Annotated in this window: 18 protein-coding genes; 9 read left to right on the top strand and 9 right to left on the bottom strand. The window is 62.9% G+C overall.

The genetic code is table 11. The annotated features are described in order from the left end of the window. Window positions 1-74 precede the first annotated feature (74 nt). Both DVS29_RS34785 and DVS29_RS34780 read right to left on the bottom strand, forming a co-directional pair. Window positions 75-749: a response regulator transcription factor gene (locus DVS29_RS34785; protein ID WP_118185564.1), complete on the bottom strand. Its 675-nt coding sequence runs from the start codon at window positions 747-749 to the stop codon at window positions 75-77. Window positions 750-963: 214 nt separating this feature from the next. Next, window positions 964-1,278, bottom strand: a complete 315-nt coding sequence (locus tag DVS29_RS34780) for a DUF4148 domain-containing protein (protein WP_118185539.1) — start codon at window positions 1,276-1,278, stop codon at window positions 964-966. A 276-nt stretch (window positions 1,279-1,554) separates the two neighbouring features. On the opposite strand from DVS29_RS34780, the gene DVS29_RS34775 reads away from it, so the two are divergent. Then, window positions 1,555-1,827, top strand: a complete 273-nt coding sequence (locus tag DVS29_RS34775; RefSeq protein WP_118185537.1) for a hypothetical protein — start codon at window positions 1,555-1,557, stop codon at window positions 1,825-1,827. Window positions 1,828-1,957: 130 nt separating this feature from the next. On the opposite strand, the gene DVS29_RS34770 is transcribed toward DVS29_RS34775, so the two are convergent. Both DVS29_RS34770 and DVS29_RS34765 read right to left on the bottom strand, forming a co-directional pair. Next, window positions 1,958-2,884, bottom strand: a complete 927-nt coding sequence (locus DVS29_RS34770; protein WP_118185562.1) for a LysR family transcriptional regulator — start codon at window positions 2,882-2,884, stop codon at window positions 1,958-1,960. 199 nt (window positions 2,885-3,083) lie between these two features. Then, window positions 3,084-4,256: a porin gene (locus DVS29_RS34765; protein ID WP_118185561.1), complete on the bottom strand. Its 1,173-nt coding sequence runs from the start codon at window positions 4,254-4,256 to the stop codon at window positions 3,084-3,086. A 472-nt stretch (window positions 4,257-4,728) separates the two neighbouring features. On the opposite strand from DVS29_RS34765, the gene DVS29_RS34760 reads away from it, so the two are divergent. Beyond that, window positions 4,729-6,006 (top strand): porin, encoded by a 1,278-nt coding sequence (locus DVS29_RS34760; RefSeq protein ID WP_118185534.1) that lies wholly within the window; start codon window positions 4,729-4,731, stop codon window positions 6,004-6,006. Window positions 6,007-6,396: 390 nt separating this feature from the next. After that, window positions 6,397-7,740, top strand: a complete 1,344-nt coding sequence (locus DVS29_RS34755) for a sensor histidine kinase (protein ID WP_240655960.1) — start codon at window positions 6,397-6,399, stop codon at window positions 7,738-7,740. Between the two features lie 8 nt (window positions 7,741-7,748). On the opposite strand, the gene DVS29_RS34750 is transcribed toward DVS29_RS34755, so the two are convergent. From DVS29_RS34750 to DVS29_RS34730, 5 genes are all read right to left on the bottom strand, one after another. Beyond that, window positions 7,749-8,129 carry a hypothetical protein gene (locus tag DVS29_RS34750; RefSeq protein ID WP_240655957.1) on the bottom strand — a complete coding sequence of 127 codons (381 nt, stop codon included), beginning with the start codon at window positions 8,127-8,129 and terminating at the stop codon, window positions 7,749-7,751. A 48-nt stretch (window positions 8,130-8,177) separates the two neighbouring features. Then, window positions 8,178-8,543, bottom strand: a complete 366-nt coding sequence (locus DVS29_RS34745; RefSeq protein WP_124800753.1) for a hypothetical protein — start codon at window positions 8,541-8,543, stop codon at window positions 8,178-8,180. 175 nt (window positions 8,544-8,718) lie between these two features. After that, window positions 8,719-9,870, bottom strand: coding sequence for a porin (locus tag DVS29_RS34740; RefSeq protein WP_118185530.1), 1,152 nt, complete (start codon window positions 9,868-9,870; stop codon window positions 8,719-8,721). 231 nt (window positions 9,871-10,101) lie between these two features. Further along, window positions 10,102-10,611: a DUF1697 domain-containing protein gene (locus DVS29_RS34735; RefSeq protein WP_118185528.1), complete on the bottom strand. Its 510-nt coding sequence runs from the start codon at window positions 10,609-10,611 to the stop codon at window positions 10,102-10,104. 10 nt (window positions 10,612-10,621) lie between these two features. Continuing rightward, entirely contained in the window at window positions 10,622-11,239 is a 618-nt protein-coding gene (locus tag DVS29_RS34730) for a LysE family translocator (RefSeq protein ID WP_118185554.1), read from the bottom strand. 616 nt (window positions 11,240-11,855) lie between these two features. On the opposite strand from DVS29_RS34730, the gene DVS29_RS34725 reads away from it, so the two are divergent. From DVS29_RS34725 to DVS29_RS37690, 6 genes are all read left to right on the top strand, one after another. Next, window positions 11,856-12,557, top strand: a complete 702-nt coding sequence (locus tag DVS29_RS34725; RefSeq protein ID WP_118185526.1) for an energy transducer TonB — start codon at window positions 11,856-11,858, stop codon at window positions 12,555-12,557. Window positions 12,558-12,643: 86 nt separating this feature from the next. After that, window positions 12,644-13,549 (top strand): MotA/TolQ/ExbB proton channel family protein, encoded by a 906-nt coding sequence (locus DVS29_RS34720; protein WP_118185524.1) that lies wholly within the window; start codon window positions 12,644-12,646, stop codon window positions 13,547-13,549. Between the two features lie 32 nt (window positions 13,550-13,581). Beyond that, window positions 13,582-14,004 (top strand): ExbD/TolR family protein, encoded by a 423-nt coding sequence (locus DVS29_RS34715; protein WP_118185522.1) that lies wholly within the window; start codon window positions 13,582-13,584, stop codon window positions 14,002-14,004. 15 nt (window positions 14,005-14,019) lie between these two features. Continuing rightward, window positions 14,020-14,451, top strand: coding sequence for an ExbD/TolR family protein (locus tag DVS29_RS34710; protein ID WP_118185520.1), 432 nt, complete (start codon window positions 14,020-14,022; stop codon window positions 14,449-14,451). A 16-nt stretch (window positions 14,452-14,467) separates the two neighbouring features. Further along, entirely contained in the window at window positions 14,468-15,670 is a 1,203-nt protein-coding gene (locus DVS29_RS34705) for a tetratricopeptide repeat protein (protein WP_118185518.1), read from the top strand. Between the two features lie 24 nt (window positions 15,671-15,694). Further along, window positions 15,695-15,910: hypothetical protein (locus tag DVS29_RS37690; protein ID WP_205962582.1), on the top strand; the 216-nt coding region annotated here is incomplete at its 3' end.

The raw sequence follows: 15,910 nt of genomic DNA, 5'->3' as shown, positions 1-15,910 counted from the left end.
ACCACTAGAATGAAACATCTTTAATCTCTTCCCGTTGTCGTTCAGCGGGAAAGCAACAGCGGTTGAATGAGCGGTTAGCCGAGCAGATAGCCGGAGCCGCGAATCGTGCGGATCAGCGGGCGCTCGTTGAATGCGTCGATCTTGCGGCGCAGCCGGCCCACGTGCACGTCGATCAGATTGGTGCCGGGATCGAAGCGGCAACCCCACACGGCTTCGAAGATCATCGTGCGCGTGAGCACCTGGCCGGCATGCCGCATCATGAATTCGAGCAGGCGGAATTCGGTGGGCTGCAACGACAGCTCATGCTCGCGGTACACGACGCGCCGGCGCACGAGATCCACTTCCAGCGGACCGACGCGCAGCGTCGTCTCTTCCTTCGTGCTGCGTGGGCGGCGGCGCAGCAGCACTTCGACGCGCGCGGACATCTCGTCGGACGAGAACGGTTTGATCAGATAGTCGTCGCCGCCGGCGCGCAAGCCCTGGATGCGTTGATCGACATTCGATAGCGCACTCATCACGAGCACCGGCGTTTCCATGCCGACGCCGCGCATGGTCGACACGATCTTGAGACCATCGAGATCGGGCAGCATGCGGTCGACGGTGATCACGTCGTATTCGCCGGACATCGCCTTGGCCATGCCGTCGCGCCCGGTGCGCGCAATGTCGACGGTAAAGCCGCTCGCGGTCAGTGCGCGCACGACGTCCTTGACGACGAGTTCATCGTCTTCGATGGTCAGGATTTTTGGCATCTGCATCGCCTCGGTCGAGGCCGGAAGTCAAAGAATGTTCGGCATCATCGGGCAGCCGGACTAAAACGACGCAGCATCGTTGATTAAAGCTTGTTTAGAAGATTGATAGGTTCATGAAGAAACCGCTTCATGTTCAGGAAACGACAAAGCGCGGCTTGCGCCGCGCTTGTGATTGCCTGCAGATGTGGGGTGCTTTGAATGAAGCGCCACGCCGTCAGTTACTCGTCTGGGCCGTGGACAGCGCGCTTTGCTGCGGTACGCCGCAGTCGGCGCGGTATTTCGCGCGCAGCAGCTTCTCCGCGCGTTCGATGTCGTTCGGGTAGTCCGCATCGTCGCCTGCAGACGGGTTGTAGCCCACGGATTCGAGCTCGGCGAGTTCGTTTTCGAGCTGCGCGTGCGTGGGCGAACCGCGCAACTGCGTAAACGGATAGTCGTTGCATTGCTGCGGCGTCAGATGCGATGCGGCGAAAACCGAAGCACTGCCAAGCAGCAGGGTGGTGCAGACGGCAGTCTTGAGCGCGAGTTTCATGGCGGATGTCCTTGAGTGATCGAATGGCCACGCAAGGTGTTGCGTGGCTCAGTGTCAGGATAGGGCGGCCCGTTTCGCATATCGGCCGAATGCGGATGAAAGAACTTTCATAGGCGGCGGAAAGCAACGCACCGCAAGCGCGCCCGCTTTCTTAACGTTTTGTTCATGCTGGCGTTGCGGGACGGTTAGCGATGCAGCCTTATCGTAGGTTTCAGACGCAGCGGTCTTGCTCCGCTGAGGTCATGCGAAACCTCGATAGACCGTATGGAGAGAACGATGAACCGCAAAGCCGCATGGATCGCGATGACGCTGGCCTTAGGCGCTGTCTCGGGCGCAGCATTCGCGCAGACCGCGACGCAGCCGATGCAACCGGCGCAGCAGACGCAGAACGCCAATGCAACCGACAACACACAGACCGTCGCGCAATGGACGTCGCCCGACGACATGCACAGCGACGTGACCCGCGCGCAGGTCGATCGCGACTATATGCATGCGAAGAATGACGGTCAGCTTCAATACCTGAATTCGACGCTGTACGCGCATCACTGACGATTGCACGCCGACGGAAGCAAGGCAACGCAAGGCCGCCGATGTCGATATCGGCGGCCTTGTTTTTATTGCGTGCTGGAACGGTGATGAAGCCAGGACGCTGCCTGGCTTTAAGTACCTGGCTTCAAGGTTACGCCACCGCGCGCAGCGGGAACGAACGCTCCGTCGAGCGGAAGAAGCCGACCGAGAAGTCGATGAACGTGCGGACCTTGGCCGTCAGCTGCGTGCGTCCCGAATAGACGATCGAGAAGCTGCGCGCGCTGTCGTTGACCGGATACGCGTCTAACAGCCTGACGAGCGCGCCGCTCTCCAGATCGTCGCGGATCAGCGGCATCGGCAGCATCGCGATGCCCATGTCGTTCAGCGCGGCCGTGCGCGCCATCGAGTGGCTGGACGTGCGCAGCGCGTTGCGCATCGTCTGCACGCGGTAGATGCCGCTGCCGTCGGTGAACTCCCACGTGCGCGCGGAGCCGTCCGAGACGATCAGCAGGTTGTGCGAGCCGAGCATCGAGGGCGTGGCGGGCGTGCCGCGCCGCGCGAGATAGGACGGCGACGCGACCAGCACGTCGTCGAAGTTCGCGAGCACCCGGCTCACCATCGACGATCCAGGCAGGCGGCGGCCGTCGGTGAAGCCGATGTCGAAGCCGCCCTCGATCATGTCCACGTGCGCATCGAAGGTGCGGATGTCGAAATCGACCAGCGGCTGCGTGCGATGGTAAGCGGCAAGCAGCGAGCACAGCTGCGCGGATGCGAAGGTGGCGGACGCGCCGATGCGCAGTGTGCCGTGCGGCGAGCGGGTCGTCTTGACGAGGTTGGATTCGATCTCGTCGAGATTTTCGATGATCGTGCGGCAGCCGTCGAGATATTCGGTACCGGCCTCGGTCAGCGACAGGCTGCGGGTCGAGCGGTTGATCAGGCGCACGTTGAGATGCGCTTCGAGCATGTTGATGCTGCGCGTAACGGCGGCGGGCGACATGCCGAGCTGCTTCGCGGCGAGCGTGAAGCTGTTCAGTTCGATCACGCGCATGAAAACGCGCATCCCCTGGATCTGGTTCATGTTATCGGGCTCCGGATCGACGATAGCCTGCATAATCGAACAGAGGCGATAACAACTCGCCGGCACCCAGGTTAAAAAATATTTAGATTTCAGGCGGGCTGCAATGCGACGCGCTGCGCAAGCCGGCCGTAAAGCGAAAACGCCGTCATGCGCGGCGGTGCGAGCATGACGTGCGTCAAGCCTGACAGCAAGCGGACGGTCAGAACTTGTGGCGAATGCCGACCATTGCCATCGTCTGTTTGCTGGTGCTTGCGTCGTTGCCGAAGTCGCCCATCGATGCCACTGCGGAGACGAGTCCGCCGGTGGACGCGTCATAGGTGTTGCCCGACGCCTTCTGGTAACCCGCGAGTGCATAGACATCGGTACGTCGCGACAGGAAGTAGTCCGCGCCGAGGCTGAACTGGTTGTAGGCGACCGTCACGCTGTTGCCGCTGCCCTTCGTATAGTCGTAGCCGGCGCCTACCACCATCATCGGCGTCAGGTGGTAGTCGACGTACACCTGCCCCGTGTTGAACTTCGTGCTGTTCTGGCTGCCGGCGGCCGTCGTGTAGTTGTTGTACTCGACGTTGCTGTACGAGAGGCCGGCAGTGAGGTTGCCGAACGTGTAAGCGCCGGCCGCGCGGATGATCTGCATCGAGTTCGCCGACACGAACGCGCCGCTGATCGCCTGCGAATCCACCGCGAAATCCGTCGCGTCCGGGTTCAGGCCGTCGAACGACGCGGCGGTGCCGCGGTCGCTGTTCGCGTGGAAGTAACCGGCACCGAGCCCGAGCGGGCCGTGGTTGTAAGCCGCCGCAACCGCATAGGTCTGGCCGCTGCCGGTGCTGCCCGACACGCCGCCGAACGCGTACATGCCGGACACCTGCAGCCCCGCGTAGTTCGGGCTGGTGTACTTGATCGAGTTGTTGGTGCGGTAGCTGTTGTCGTAGTTGTCGATATCGCCTGGCGTCGCGAAGGTCGGGCCGAACGTGTCGTCGTTCGTGAGCGGCTGGATCAGGTCGATCAGCGGATCGTACTGACGGCCGAGCGTGACGGTGCCCGCGCTCGTGTCGTCGATGCCCACCATCGCGGTGCGGCCGAAGATGCGCTGGCCCTGGCCCATGCGGCCATTGTCGATATTGAAGCCGCTCTCGAGCTTGAAGACCGCGTGCAGGCCGTTGCCAAGATCTTCGACGCCTTTCAGGCCCCACAGGTTAGGCGACAGGTTGCCCGACATCATCTGGAACGTGTTGCCGGATTTCTGCGCACCTTGCTCGTTACCGAAGTAGGCGATGCTGGTGTCGACCGCGCCATACAGGGTGACGCTGCTCTGTGCGTGCGCGCAGACGCTGATGGCTGCGAGGGATGCCGCTGCTAGTAGGTTCTTTTTCATGAAGTCGATTGAGTTGGGCCGGTGGTGTGTCGTGTTCGTCGGGTAGGTTGCCGCCCGCGGCGAGATTGTCATCGCGCGAAACGCCGGCATGCGCGGCTCTGCTGAAAAACTGGCTTTCGCAAAGCGCAATCTGTGACAGCAATGTGCGATCGCGCTTCACACGGGCATTAGCCGCGTGTCGGCCCGGAACGCCTGGCGCGCCGGTGTGGGCCGTGCGCAACGTTCACGGGTCACGCGGCTTCGCATGCGGCTCCGTTGCCAGTTCATGAACCCGGCTTCTTTCGCCGGATGAAAGATTGAATTCCTTAGGATGACTGTTCGAACGATAGTGAGCGTCGCTTCTTTTCGATCTAATTGCGTCGGCTTCAAAAACATCTAAACAGGACGGATTGTGAAGCTATCGTGCTGGATCGTGAAGGTTAAGCGCTTCAGCGCATTGATCGGTCCGTCTGCCATCCGGAGTTGGACATACATGAAGAAGCAACTGATCGCTACGGCTGTACTGAGCTCGTGTCTGGGCGTCGCGCATGCGGACGACACGACGGGGAACAGCGTCACGCTGTACGGCGTGCTGGACGTCGCGGTGGGCGTGGTCGAACACAGCGCGAACGGCAGCGCGCTGTTTCCCGCGACCGTCAATCCCGTCAGCAAGGTGAGCACGAAGTTCCAGAACCCGGTGTGGGGCATGTACAACGGCGGCATGTCGGATTCGCGCTGGGGCATTCGCGGCAACGAAGACCTGGGCGGCGGGCTGCATGCATTCTTCGGGCTGGAGTCGGGCATCAACGTGCCGTCCGGCAACCTGAACAATGCGGCGGGTTCGGTCGCGGGCACCAGCAACACGGTGGGCGTGGCGTCGGCGTTGAACGGCCAGCTGTTCAACCGCGGGGCGTTCGTCGGTTTGCGCGACGACACGTTCGGTTCGCTCGCGTTCGGCCGCACCACGACGCTCGGCTTCGACACGATCGTCAACTACGACCCGATGTTCGCGGCGCAGCTGTTCTCGCCGCTCGGCTTCTCGGGCTCGTACTCGGCGGGCGGTATCACGGAAGGCTCGCGCACGGACAACAACATCAAGTACACGAACCACACGGGGCCGTTCAACTACGGCGTTTCGTACAGCCTGGGCGGCGTGGCCGGCAAGTTCGGCGACGGCTCGACGTTCGGCGTGAACGTCGGCTACGAGGACCGCGGCTTCGGCATTCAGGCAACGTATTACAGCGCACGCGACGCGGTGCACTCCGGCGCGCTGACCGGTGCGAACGCAACCACGAGCGATCTGATCGGCACGAGCGTTGGATCGCTGACGCTCAACAACGACGAAGATTTCATGCTCGCGGCCAAATACGCATTCGGCAACGCAACGCTCAAGGCCGGCTACGAGCACTATGAACTCAAGGCGCCGACGGATCCGGTCACGGCGGGCACGACTGTCGACTACTACGGTTATACCGGTTCGCTAACCAACACGGTCTACACGTCGCGGAACAATCTGTATTTCGCGGGCGGCGACTACAAGTTCACGCCGCAATTCGACGTTGCGCTGGGCTTCTACGATACGCAGACGATGCAGGCAACCGGCGTGGCGGGCGGCAACCAGCTGCAGTATTCGCTGGTCGCGGACTATCGTCTGAGCCGGCGCACCGACGTCTACGCAGGCTACATGTTCTCGAAGTTCAACGGCTCGGCTTTCAACGGCTACGAATCGACGAACTACATCGCGGCAGCCGGCATTCGCACGATGTTCTAAAGGCGGTTGCGGCGATCTGCTTTGCGGCCGCAAGGCACGGCCGCAAAGCAGACAGACAGCGACGGACATGCGGAACGCCGGGCGTTTTACATGAAAACGACACGTTCTTCATCTTTACGTCGCTGTTTGTGCATTCGTGAACCGATATCATCATGACGTTACGCACACGCACTACGGTATATCGTGAGCCACGTCATGTTAAAGAAAGCCTTCAGGGTGAAATTACGTCATCCTGACGAGTTTGACGATCGCGCAAACTTTGGGCGCGACAGAATGCCGCGCGGCAACGACGCGCATCGCCGCACCGAATCGGGGCAATTGCCAAAGGGTCTGGGCAGCCAGTGGCATACGTCGACCTTTCGCTGGCTGGCGGTGTTCGCACCGATCTTCATGATCTCGCTGATGGTGCTGATCGTGTTCATCGAATTCTCGGTGACGCGCGCGATGCAGAGCGCGGCGGACAGCGGCCTCCGCTGGCAGTTGCGCTACTTCGATTCCACGCCTGATGGCGAGATCGGCGCGCTGATCGAGCGGCGTCTCGAACGCGAGCATCGGCACGCCAACTACTACGGTCTCTTCGATACGAACGGCAAACGGCTTGCCGGCGATATCGTCGAGATGCCGATGGGCCTCGCGCTCGATACGCCGGATGTGGGACATAGCGATACGACGGGCGTGACGCTGACGCTGTTCGGCAATCCATCGCTGCCGGTGGTGCGCGTGATGGGCGAGCGGCGCGCGAACGGCAGGCGGCTGGTGATTGCGCGCAGCCTGAACGACGTGACGCGGGTGCGCAACGAGTTGACGCGTGCGCTGATCGTGGGCGGCGCGGTGTGTCTGCTCGCGAATCTTGCCGCGGGGCTGCTGCTGAGTCTGCGGCAGATGCGGCGAGTCGCGGAGATGCGCCGCACGACCAGCCTGATCGCGAGCGGCGACCTGAACCAGCGGCTCGCGGTGCGAGGCCGGGACGAGCTCGACATGCTCGCGCACCTCGTGAACCGGATGCTCGACGAAATCGAAAGGTTGATCCGCGAAATCAAGGGCACCTGCGACGGCATCGCGCACGATCTGCGCACGCCGCTCGTGCGGCTTCGTCTGCAGCTCGGCTACCTGGCCGAACACGCGAATGGACGGCACGATGGCGTGGCGAGCGAGCTGATCGAGAAGGTGCGTAGCGAAGCGGATTCGGTGCTCGAGCGCTTCAATGCGATGCTGCGCATCTCAGAGATTGGGACGATGCAGCGACGCAGCGGCTTCGGCGTCGTGGTGCCCGAGATGCTGATCGACGAACTGGTCGGCCTGTATCAACCGCTGGCGGAGGAGAAGTCGATCAGCCTCACATGGCGGATCGAGACGGTCGATCCGCTGCACGGCGATCGCGGGCTGCTGTTCGAAGCGCTGAGCAACCTGTTGCACAACGCGATCAAGTTCGCGCCGCCCGGCGGCGACGTGTGTATCGCGATGCAGCGCTCGGCAGCCGGACCGGTCGTGTCGATCGAAGACAACGGCCCGGGCATTCCGGTCGACGAGCGGGACGCGGTGTTCGGGCAGTTTTATCGCGCGAAGCACACGAAGCACGTGCCGGGCACAGGACTCGGCCTTGCGATCGTCGCGGCGATCGTGCGGCTGCACGACTTCGAGCTGCGCATCGGCGGCAGGTTGCAGGGGGAACGCGAGGCGGGAACCGTGATTACGGTCGAGTGCTGGCCGCATCTGATGCAGCCAGCCAGCTGAAGCGTGAGTTACATCACGAGTGTGCTTTCCGGCATCGTCACGCGAGGCGCGACGAGCGGCGCCATGATTTCCATGAGCCGTTCGATGCTCGGGCGCGGCAGGCCGAAGCCGGTCCAGCCGAAGCCGCTATGCCGGAAGAACACGATCAAACCATCGAACAGCGGGTTGCGCACGGTCTGCCAGTGCGGCGCCGTTTCTATCACGTATTGATGCGTGAGCGCGGGCCGCACCGGCGTCATCGGTTGCAGCTCCGAGCGCACGGTAGCGAGCAGTTCGATCAGCTCGTCGAGTTCGGCCGCATCGAGCATCGCGCTCGCGCCGCCGGCTTTGAGCAGCAGCGAATTCGGGCCGTATTCGTTGACGATTTCCATGTCGATGTCGAAGGGCATCGTAAGTCCTCTGGCGGGTAGTGAGCGGTATCGGGACGCGTGACGCTGCTAGTTGGGCAACATCGCAGGCTCCGCTGCGGCCGTGTCGACATAGCGGCGACACTCGCGATGCAGCGCGTCCAGCCGGTCGTGCGGAATGAAGAAGCCGGTCCAGCCATAGCCGCTGTGCCGGAACAGCATCACGAGGCCATCCATTGCTGGATGTGGCTCCGCATGCCAGCACGGGTCGAGTTCGACCTGGTAGCGATGCGTTGGCGACAGGCGTTCGGCGATCGCCGGTTTCATCGCGGCGCGGTAGTAGCTGAGCCGCTCGATCAGCGCTTCGACGTCGGCGCCGTCCAGCAGCATGTCGCGGGAACCGATCCTGACGGCGAGGCGGTTGACGCCATCGCGCTGGACCATTTCGATGTTCATCGGACGCTGCATGGCTAGCCTCAAGTAGCTAAAGAGGGTGAGTGCGTTCAGCGCAAAGTAAGGCGGAACGCACCCAGGAGCAACCGCAGAAAGATGAAAGAGTTTTTAAGGACGGCGCGCGGCCGCCCTTAAGCGCCCTTAATTTCCCTTAAGCGCTTTCTGCCGCGCTGCGTGCCTAGAAGCGATGGATCATCGCAACGCGATAGACCATCTGGTTCGCCGAAGACGACGCGCTCGGCGCCGCGAGCAGCTGCGCGTCGTCGAATTGTGTGCCGGTATTCGCGCTGACCACGTGCTGATACGCGCCTTGTACGTAAAGCGACGTGCGCGCGCTCAGGTCATAGTCGAGCATCAAGGCGATCTGATGCCACCTCGGGCTGAAGTTGCCGACCGTCGAATCGAGATGGCCCATCGTGTACGTGTACGACGCGCCGAGCCAGAAGTTCTGCTGGAAGTAGTACTGGCCGTTCAGCTGGAAGTTGTCGAATTTCCAGCCGGTCCAGTTGCCGCCCGCGGGTTCGATCGAGCCGCTCAGGTACGCGTTGCCCGTCGGCGAATCGATCTGCGTGTGCGAATAGTCGAACGCGAGGAAGAGCTTCTCCCACTTGTAGGCAACAGCGGCGTCGATGTTCTGCTGCGACGCGCCGGTGAACACCGTGTCGTCCGTGACCGCGCCGGAGGTGCCGGCGCCGGGGTTGTCGATCTTCATGTACGCGAGCGCCGCGGTCAGTCCGCCATACTGGTACTGACCGGCCGCGCTGACGAGCCGGTTGTCGGCGAAGCCGCCGGCCGCGTTGCTGAAGCCGTACATCGCTTCGCCGGTGAAACCGGCAACGGTCGGGCTCACGTACTTGACGGAATTGTCGACGCGGAAATCCCAGTCCGAGTTGTCGTTGTCGAACGGTGTCGCGCCGACGTCGCCGGCCCAGTTGCCGGACGCGGTGAGGTCGCTGAACATGTCGATGGTGGGGTCGTACTGCCGGCCAACCGTCAATGTGCCGAGGCTCTTCGACGACAGCCCAACCCACGCCTGACGGCCGAACATCCGCCCGTCCTGGCCCGCTTCGCCGTTGCTCGCGTTGAAGCCGCTTTCGAGATCGAAGATCGCCTTGTCGCCGCCGCCGAGATCTTCAGCGCCTTTGATGCCCCAACGGCTGCCCACCACGTCGCCGCTCTTCACCTGGAATGACGAGCCTGCGCCTGCGTTGTTGGTGAAGTTGAGGCCTTCGTCGACGAGGCCGTACATCGTCACGCTGCTCTGTGCGTAAGCGCTGCCGCCAAGCAGCAGCAGGGCCGGCACTACCAGCATCTTCAAGCGGGTTTTCATTCGCTTTTCCACCTTTGTCGTCAATAGATCAGGGACTCGATCGATCAGCCGGAGCCGCATGGCGGTCCGACATCGCTTAGCGCGCTTTATGCGACGCGGGGTGAGTCTAAGAAGCCAGTTTTGACGAAGGCGAAAAATGTCTGAAAGGCTCAGTTTCAGTAAACGGAGCGCTAAACGCAGGGGTTTTGCGTCAGACTGAAGGGTGGTTTTAGCGCTGTAGGGGCAACGCGTTTACTGCGCTGCCCACTCGGCGAGTGTCGCGACCGTGTTCATATTGCGCGCGGTGCCGGCTTTAGCCGCGGCGATCTTGAGCTTCGACTGGCCCATGCCGTCGGGGTAGTGCACATAGATTTCCTGCTTGCCGAGTTCGATCGATTCGTTTTTCTGGCCGCTCACGTGTTCGAGCGTATCGGCAGGCGGTGCGCCGTCGAGAAAGATCGCGGCCGTCTGATTCGGCTGCGCGTCCGGGAACGGATTGCCCGCGAGCACGGCTGCCACTTCCGCCGCGGTGCGGATCGCGACGCCGACGGGTTTGCCGGCGTAGTCCGCTAGCGCGGTTTCGATCAGCGCCTTCACGCGTGCCTTGGAAAGCGTGCTGCGGCACACGACGTTGCCGCTCGCGATGTAGGTGCGGACATTCTCGAGCCCGGCGCGCTCGCACATCGCCTTGAGCTCGGCCATCGGCAGCTTGCCAGTGCCGCCGACGTTGACCGCGCGCAGCAGGATGACGAAGGTGGTCATGATCAATGCTTCACCGCAGCAATTGACGCACGCCGAGGCCCACCATGAGCCCCCCGCAGACCCGGTCGAGGCTACGCTTGCCGCGCCGGTAAGCCGCCGCGATGCCGCCATGCGACAGCGCGAGCGCGACGAACCCATACCAGCTGCTGCCGATCACGCCGACCACCGCGAGCATCGCACCGAAGGTCGCCCACGATGCGTGCGCCGGCGCGGCCGACGTGAACACGGCCGCGAAGAACGCGATCGACTTCGGATTCGCAATGTTGGTCGCAAAGCCCTGCACATACGCGTGGCGCAGGCCGCGCGACGCATCCGGGGCCACCGCGGAAGTACGGGCCGGATCCGCCGTCAGGATCAGCCTCAAACCAAAGTAAATCAGGTAAGCGGCACCGGCGCACTTCACGCCGAGCGCGAGCCAGGGAAACGCGCTGAACACGATTCCGATGCCGAGGAGCGAGCAGGTGGCCCAGAGGAGACTGACGGAGACGACACCTGCCACCATGACCAGCGCATCGTGCCGCGTCGACGACACGGCCTTGTGTGCAACTGCAACAAAATTGGGCCCGGGAATCACGATACCCGCGACATAGACGGACAGCACAGCCAGTACCGCGGACCAGTCGACCACCATGTTCGAGCCTCGTGTATGCGCCGTGACGGGATGGGCTATTGTGAATGAAGCCGCCTGTCAATGCAGCATTGCCCGACGACGCAACACCCAGACGCCGGCGCGTTATCTGTTGGTCAAAAATGCGTAAGCAAAATCGAATAAATCGATGCTGACTCAACAACTCATGCTGCCTGCATGGCAGGCGTGACAGGTTTCTGGGCATCCGCTAGAGTGCGAACTCTAAAAAAATCTGGCTCCATCAAAAAAAGTTTGACCGACGATTTTTTGTCCGGGTATCTTTCGGTCCCAGAAATATCCGGTGGAGAAGAACAGCGCCGGGCGGGAAGCGGGGAAGTCCGGGCCGTTTCGCGTCGGGTGCAACTTTTGCGCGACGGATGACGCGTTGCTGCATGCCGAGAACTTCGGCGCCGCGCCATCGAAGGAGACGCCCGCATGTTGCGCAAGATATCCGAACGTCCGCGAACCGCCTGTGATGCATCTAGTTTGGGATGCTAACGAGCGATATTTTTGCAGTTGAAAAAAAGTCAGCCTGGTATCAGTCTCAGGGCAGAGCTTCAGGAAAGCGCACTGCGGTTTCGGACATTGGCGGTTCCGCCAGGGAGTGAAGGTGGTGATGAAAGTGGAAGGGGAATACCCGGTGTCTACGGCCGGGCTCGCAAGGCACGGACGCCCACGAGAGTTCGGGCGCAAGCAGCAGAATCCCGTACGCCGCTTTGGCGGCATCGCAGCCGTACTCCTCCTGCACGTCGTGCTGATCTACGCGCTGATCAATGGCCTTGCCACGAAGGTCGTGCAGGTGATCCAGCATCCGATCGAAACCAAGATCATCGAACCGGTGAAGCCGCCGCCTCCGCCGCCGCTGCCGCCGGTCACGCTGCCGCCGCCGAAGTTCGCGCCGCCGCCGCCGCCGTTCGTGCCGCCGCCGGAAGTGCCGGTGCAGGCGCCGCCGCAGCAGACCATCACGCACCAGGCGACGCCGGTGCCGGTCACGCCGGCCCAGCCGCCCGTGCAGGCAGCGCCGCCCGCGCCGGCACCGAAGCCGGTCAGTCACGAGGTGGGTGTCGTCTGTCCGAATTCGGATCAGGTACGCTCGTCGATCAAGTATCCGAAGGACGCGCAGGAGAACAACATCACGGGTGACGTCGTGATCGAGTTCACTGTCGATCCGGAGGGGCACATCACGAACGAAAAGGTCTCGCAGTCCGCCGACCCTTCGCTGGATCGTGCCGCGTTCAATGCGGTCAAGCAGTTTAGTTGCGTCGCCCAGGGGCAGGCAGTCCGCGTGCAGGTTCCGTTCTCGTTCAATCTGAACTGAGCACCGATCCCGGCACCGCGACCGCGCGGCACCCAATGACGATTTATGGTTCGTTTTACAAGTTCAACGGATGAACTGGAGCAGGCATGAAGAAGCGTTCTATCGCCGCATTGACGGCAAGCATGTTGATCGCCGTGGCAACGGTTGGCACCGCGGCTGCGCCTCAAATCGCCTACGCGCAGGCTAGCGACACGACGGCTGCCGCGGCCTCCGCGCCTGCCGCCGCGCCGCAGATGGCGGCTTCGGCCGCGGATCAGCCCGCGCCGCCGCCCGCACCGGCCACGTCGGAAGAGGTCACCAATCCGTACGGCCTGAGCGCGCTGTGGAAGAACGGCGACTTCGTCGCGCGTTTCGTGCTGTGTCTGCTCGTCGCGATGTCGATGGGTAGCTGGTACATCATGATCACCAAGTTCTTCGAGCAGTTCCGTGCGAACCGCCGCGCGAAGAGTGCCGACCAGCAGCTGTGGAGTGCGCCGACGCTCAACGAAGGCGTGAAGCTGCTGGAAGAGTCGTCGCCGTTCCGCTTCATCGCGGAGACCGCGATCGAAGCCGGCCAGCACCACGACGAAGCGCTGCTCGAAGCGGTGGACCGCAACACGTGGATCGACGCATCGGTCGAGCGTTCGATCACCAACGTGTCGAACCGCCTGCAGGACGGTCTCGCGTTCCTCGCCACCGTCGGCTCGACGGCGCCGTTCGTCGGCCTGTTCGGTACGGTGTGGGGCATCTATCACGCGCTGACGGCCATCGGCATCGCGGGTCAGGCTTCGATCGACAAGGTCGCGGGTCCGGTCGGCGAAGCGCTGATCATGACGGCGATCGGTCTCGCGGTCGCGGTGCCGGCGGTGCTCGGCTACAACTTCCTCGTGCGTCGCAACAAGTCGGTGATGGAGCGGGTGCGCGCGTTCGGCGCCCAGCTGCATACGGTCGTGCTCGCAGGCGGCAAGCGTCCGGCGCGCGCTACGGCACGTGCGGCATCGCTCGTCGAGTAATCTCCGGTCACAACGCTTAAGCGAGGCAAGCCATGGCAATGAGCGTCGGAGACGAAGACAACGACGAGGTGATCTCCGCCATCAACACCACACCGCTCGTCGATGTGATGCTGGTGCTGCTGATCATCTTCCTGATCACGATTCCGGTCGTGACGCACACGGTGCCCGTGCAGTTGCCGAAGGAAACCGTGCAGCCGCTGCAGACGCAGCCGAAGAGCATCGAGATCGCGGTGAACCGCGACGGCGACTTCTTCTGGAACGAGAAGCTGATCGATGCGCCGACGCTGCTTGCACGGTTGAAGGGCGTCTCGCAGCAGCAGCCGCAGCCCGAAGTGCACGTGCGCGGCGACCAGAACACGCGCTATGAATTCATCGGCCGCGTGGTGACGGCGTGCGAACGCGCGGGCATCGCCAAGGTTTCATTCATTACCGAGCCGCCGGCGCGCGGCGGTTAAGGGCAGGAGTCGACGATGGGAATGAATGTAGGTTCCGGCGGTGGAAGCGGCGAACCGGAAGTGATGGTCGACATCAACACCACGCCGCTGATCGACGTGATGCTGGTGCTCCTGATCATGCTGATCATCACGATCCCGATCCAGATGCATTCGATCAAGATGGATCTGCCGGTCGGCAACCCGCCGCCGCCGGCCACGCCGCCCGAAGTCGTGCAGATCGACATCGACTTCGACGGCACGACGACCTGGAACGGCGTCGTGGTGCCGGACAAGGCGACGCTCGAATCGAAGCTTTCCCAGGTCGCGGCCGAACCGGTGCAGGCGGAGATTCACCTGAATCCGAACAAGCTCGTGCCGTACAAGGACGTGGCAGCGGTGATGGCGGCGGCGCAGCGCGTCGGCGCGACGAAGATCGGTCTGATCGGCAACGAGCAGTACATGCAATAAGGAAGTGAGCGTGCCCATGATTCAACTTCGTTTGAAGCGTGCCGCGCTCGCGGCCGCTTTCGGTGGTCTGTCGGCACTCTGCGTGCTGTCGTCCAGCGTGCAGGCAGCGGACACGCTGCGTCCCGAAGTGGCGAAGCCGCTGAACGACGCGCAGAACCTGTATCGCGCGCACAAATACCAGGACGCGCTCGGCAAGATTTCGGCGGCCGCGGCCGTGCCGAACAAGACGCCGTACGAGACCTACATGGTCGAGGAAATGCGCGGCGCGGCGGCTGCCGCGGCGGGGCAGACGACGGTGGCCGCCCAGGCCTACGAGTCGCTGCTGGGTGGCGGACAGCTGAAGGGTGAAGACGAACAGCGCACGGCCGCCGCGCTCGCCGGCATCTACTTCCAGGAAAAGAACTATCCGGCGGCGATCAAGACCGCGCAGCGCTACACGAAGGCGGGCGGCACCGATCCCGATATGCGCGCGCTGCTGGTGCAGTCGTACTACCTGTCGGGCGATTGCGCGAGCGTAGTCGGTCTGATCAAGCCAGGCATCGACGCCGAAGTGCATGCGGGCCACGTGCCCGACGAATCGCAGCTGCAGCTGCTCGGCACCTGCGCGCAGCGGGTGAAGGACGACGCAACGTATCGCGGTGCGCTCGAGAAGCTGATCGCGTATCACCCGAAGCAGTCGTACTGGGACGACCTGATGCAGTCGATCCGCAGCAAGCCGGGTTATCTGTCCGCGCTCGATATCGACACGTACCGTCTGCGTCGCGCCACGGGCTCGCTGACCACGGCCGACGACTACATGGAAATGACCCAGCTCGCAATCGTGGCGGGTCAGACGGCCGAAGGCAAGCAGGTGATCGATCAGGGCTTCGCGTCGGGCGTGCTCGGTCACGATGCGCAGGCCGACCGCGAGAAGCGCCTGCAGGCACTCGCAACCAAGCGCGCACAGTCGACCGCCGACCAGAACGGCAACCCGATTCCGCCGTTCGATGCGGGCTTCAACATGGTGTTCGCGGGCCAGGCCAAAGCGGGCCTCGCCCAGATGGAAAGCGCGCTCGCGAAGGGCGGCATCGATCATCCGGATGCGGCGCAACTGCATCTCGGCGAGGCGTATTACATTGCCGGCCAGAAAGCGAAGGCCGTGCAGACGTTCCGCGGCGTGAGGGGCACCGATGGTTCGGCCGACCTTGCACGACTTTGGTTGCTGGTGGCGTCGAAGTGATGGGCTTCGCACACTGACCCGGCGATGAGGCCTCTGACCGGCAAGGTCAGGGGCCTTTTTTTGGGTGCGCCCGGCAAGGCGCACTCACTTGGAGGTGAAAGTCCTCTACTCGCCCGGCAAGGGGAAGAGTTAGCCGAAGGCAACGGTTTCCCGGGTGACTGGGAGTCTGAAGGAAGCTGGAAGGCAAAGCGCTGGCCTGACGAACAGGAAGCGGATACGAGGCGTAGCGACTGGGTGAGG

It is taken from the genome of Paraburkholderia phosphatilytica (assembly GCF_003443895.1).
GTDB lineage: Bacteria > Pseudomonadota > Gammaproteobacteria > Burkholderiales > Burkholderiaceae > Paraburkholderia > Paraburkholderia phosphatilytica.
Note: the sequence above shows the minus strand (reverse complement) of the source record. Positions and strands in the feature narration are given on the sequence as shown.

What these genes read in the sequence shown, in the direction of transcription:
- DVS29_RS34785 (WP_118185564.1), bottom strand. Translation starts at nt 749, where the DNA reads ATGCCAAAAATCCTGACCATCGAAGACGATGAACTCGTCGTCAAGGAC.
- DVS29_RS34780 (WP_118185539.1), bottom strand. Translation starts at nt 1,278, where the DNA reads ATGAAACTCGCGCTCAAGACTGCCGTCTGCACCACCCTGCTGCTTGGC.
- DVS29_RS34775 (WP_118185537.1), top strand. Translation starts at nt 1,555, where the DNA reads ATGAACCGCAAAGCCGCATGGATCGCGATGACGCTGGCCTTAGGCGCT.
- DVS29_RS34770 (WP_118185562.1), bottom strand. Translation starts at nt 2,884, where the DNA reads ATGAACCAGATCCAGGGGATGCGCGTTTTCATGCGCGTGATCGAACTG.
- DVS29_RS34765 (WP_118185561.1), bottom strand. Translation starts at nt 4,256, where the DNA reads ATGAAAAAGAACCTACTAGCAGCGGCATCCCTCGCAGCCATCAGCGTC.
- DVS29_RS34760 (WP_118185534.1), top strand. Translation starts at nt 4,729, where the DNA reads ATGAAGAAGCAACTGATCGCTACGGCTGTACTGAGCTCGTGTCTGGGC.
- DVS29_RS34755 (WP_240655960.1), top strand. Translation starts at nt 6,397, where the DNA reads ATGATCTCGCTGATGGTGCTGATCGTGTTCATCGAATTCTCGGTGACG.
- DVS29_RS34750 (WP_240655957.1), bottom strand. Translation starts at nt 8,129, where the DNA reads ATGCCCTTCGACATCGACATGGAAATCGTCAACGAATACGGCCCGAAT.
- DVS29_RS34745 (WP_124800753.1), bottom strand. Translation starts at nt 8,543, where the DNA reads ATGAACATCGAAATGGTCCAGCGCGATGGCGTCAACCGCCTCGCCGTC.
- DVS29_RS34740 (WP_118185530.1), bottom strand. Translation starts at nt 9,870, where the DNA reads ATGAAAACCCGCTTGAAGATGCTGGTAGTGCCGGCCCTGCTGCTGCTT.
- DVS29_RS34735 (WP_118185528.1), bottom strand. Translation starts at nt 10,611, where the DNA reads ATGACCACCTTCGTCATCCTGCTGCGCGCGGTCAACGTCGGCGGCACT.
- DVS29_RS34725 (WP_118185526.1), top strand. Translation starts at nt 11,856, where the DNA reads ATGAAAGTGGAAGGGGAATACCCGGTGTCTACGGCCGGGCTCGCAAGG.
- DVS29_RS34720 (WP_118185524.1), top strand. Translation starts at nt 12,644, where the DNA reads ATGAAGAAGCGTTCTATCGCCGCATTGACGGCAAGCATGTTGATCGCC.
- DVS29_RS34715 (WP_118185522.1), top strand. Translation starts at nt 13,582, where the DNA reads ATGGCAATGAGCGTCGGAGACGAAGACAACGACGAGGTGATCTCCGCC.
- DVS29_RS34710 (WP_118185520.1), top strand. Translation starts at nt 14,020, where the DNA reads ATGGGAATGAATGTAGGTTCCGGCGGTGGAAGCGGCGAACCGGAAGTG.
- DVS29_RS34705 (WP_118185518.1), top strand. Translation starts at nt 14,468, where the DNA reads ATGATTCAACTTCGTTTGAAGCGTGCCGCGCTCGCGGCCGCTTTCGGT.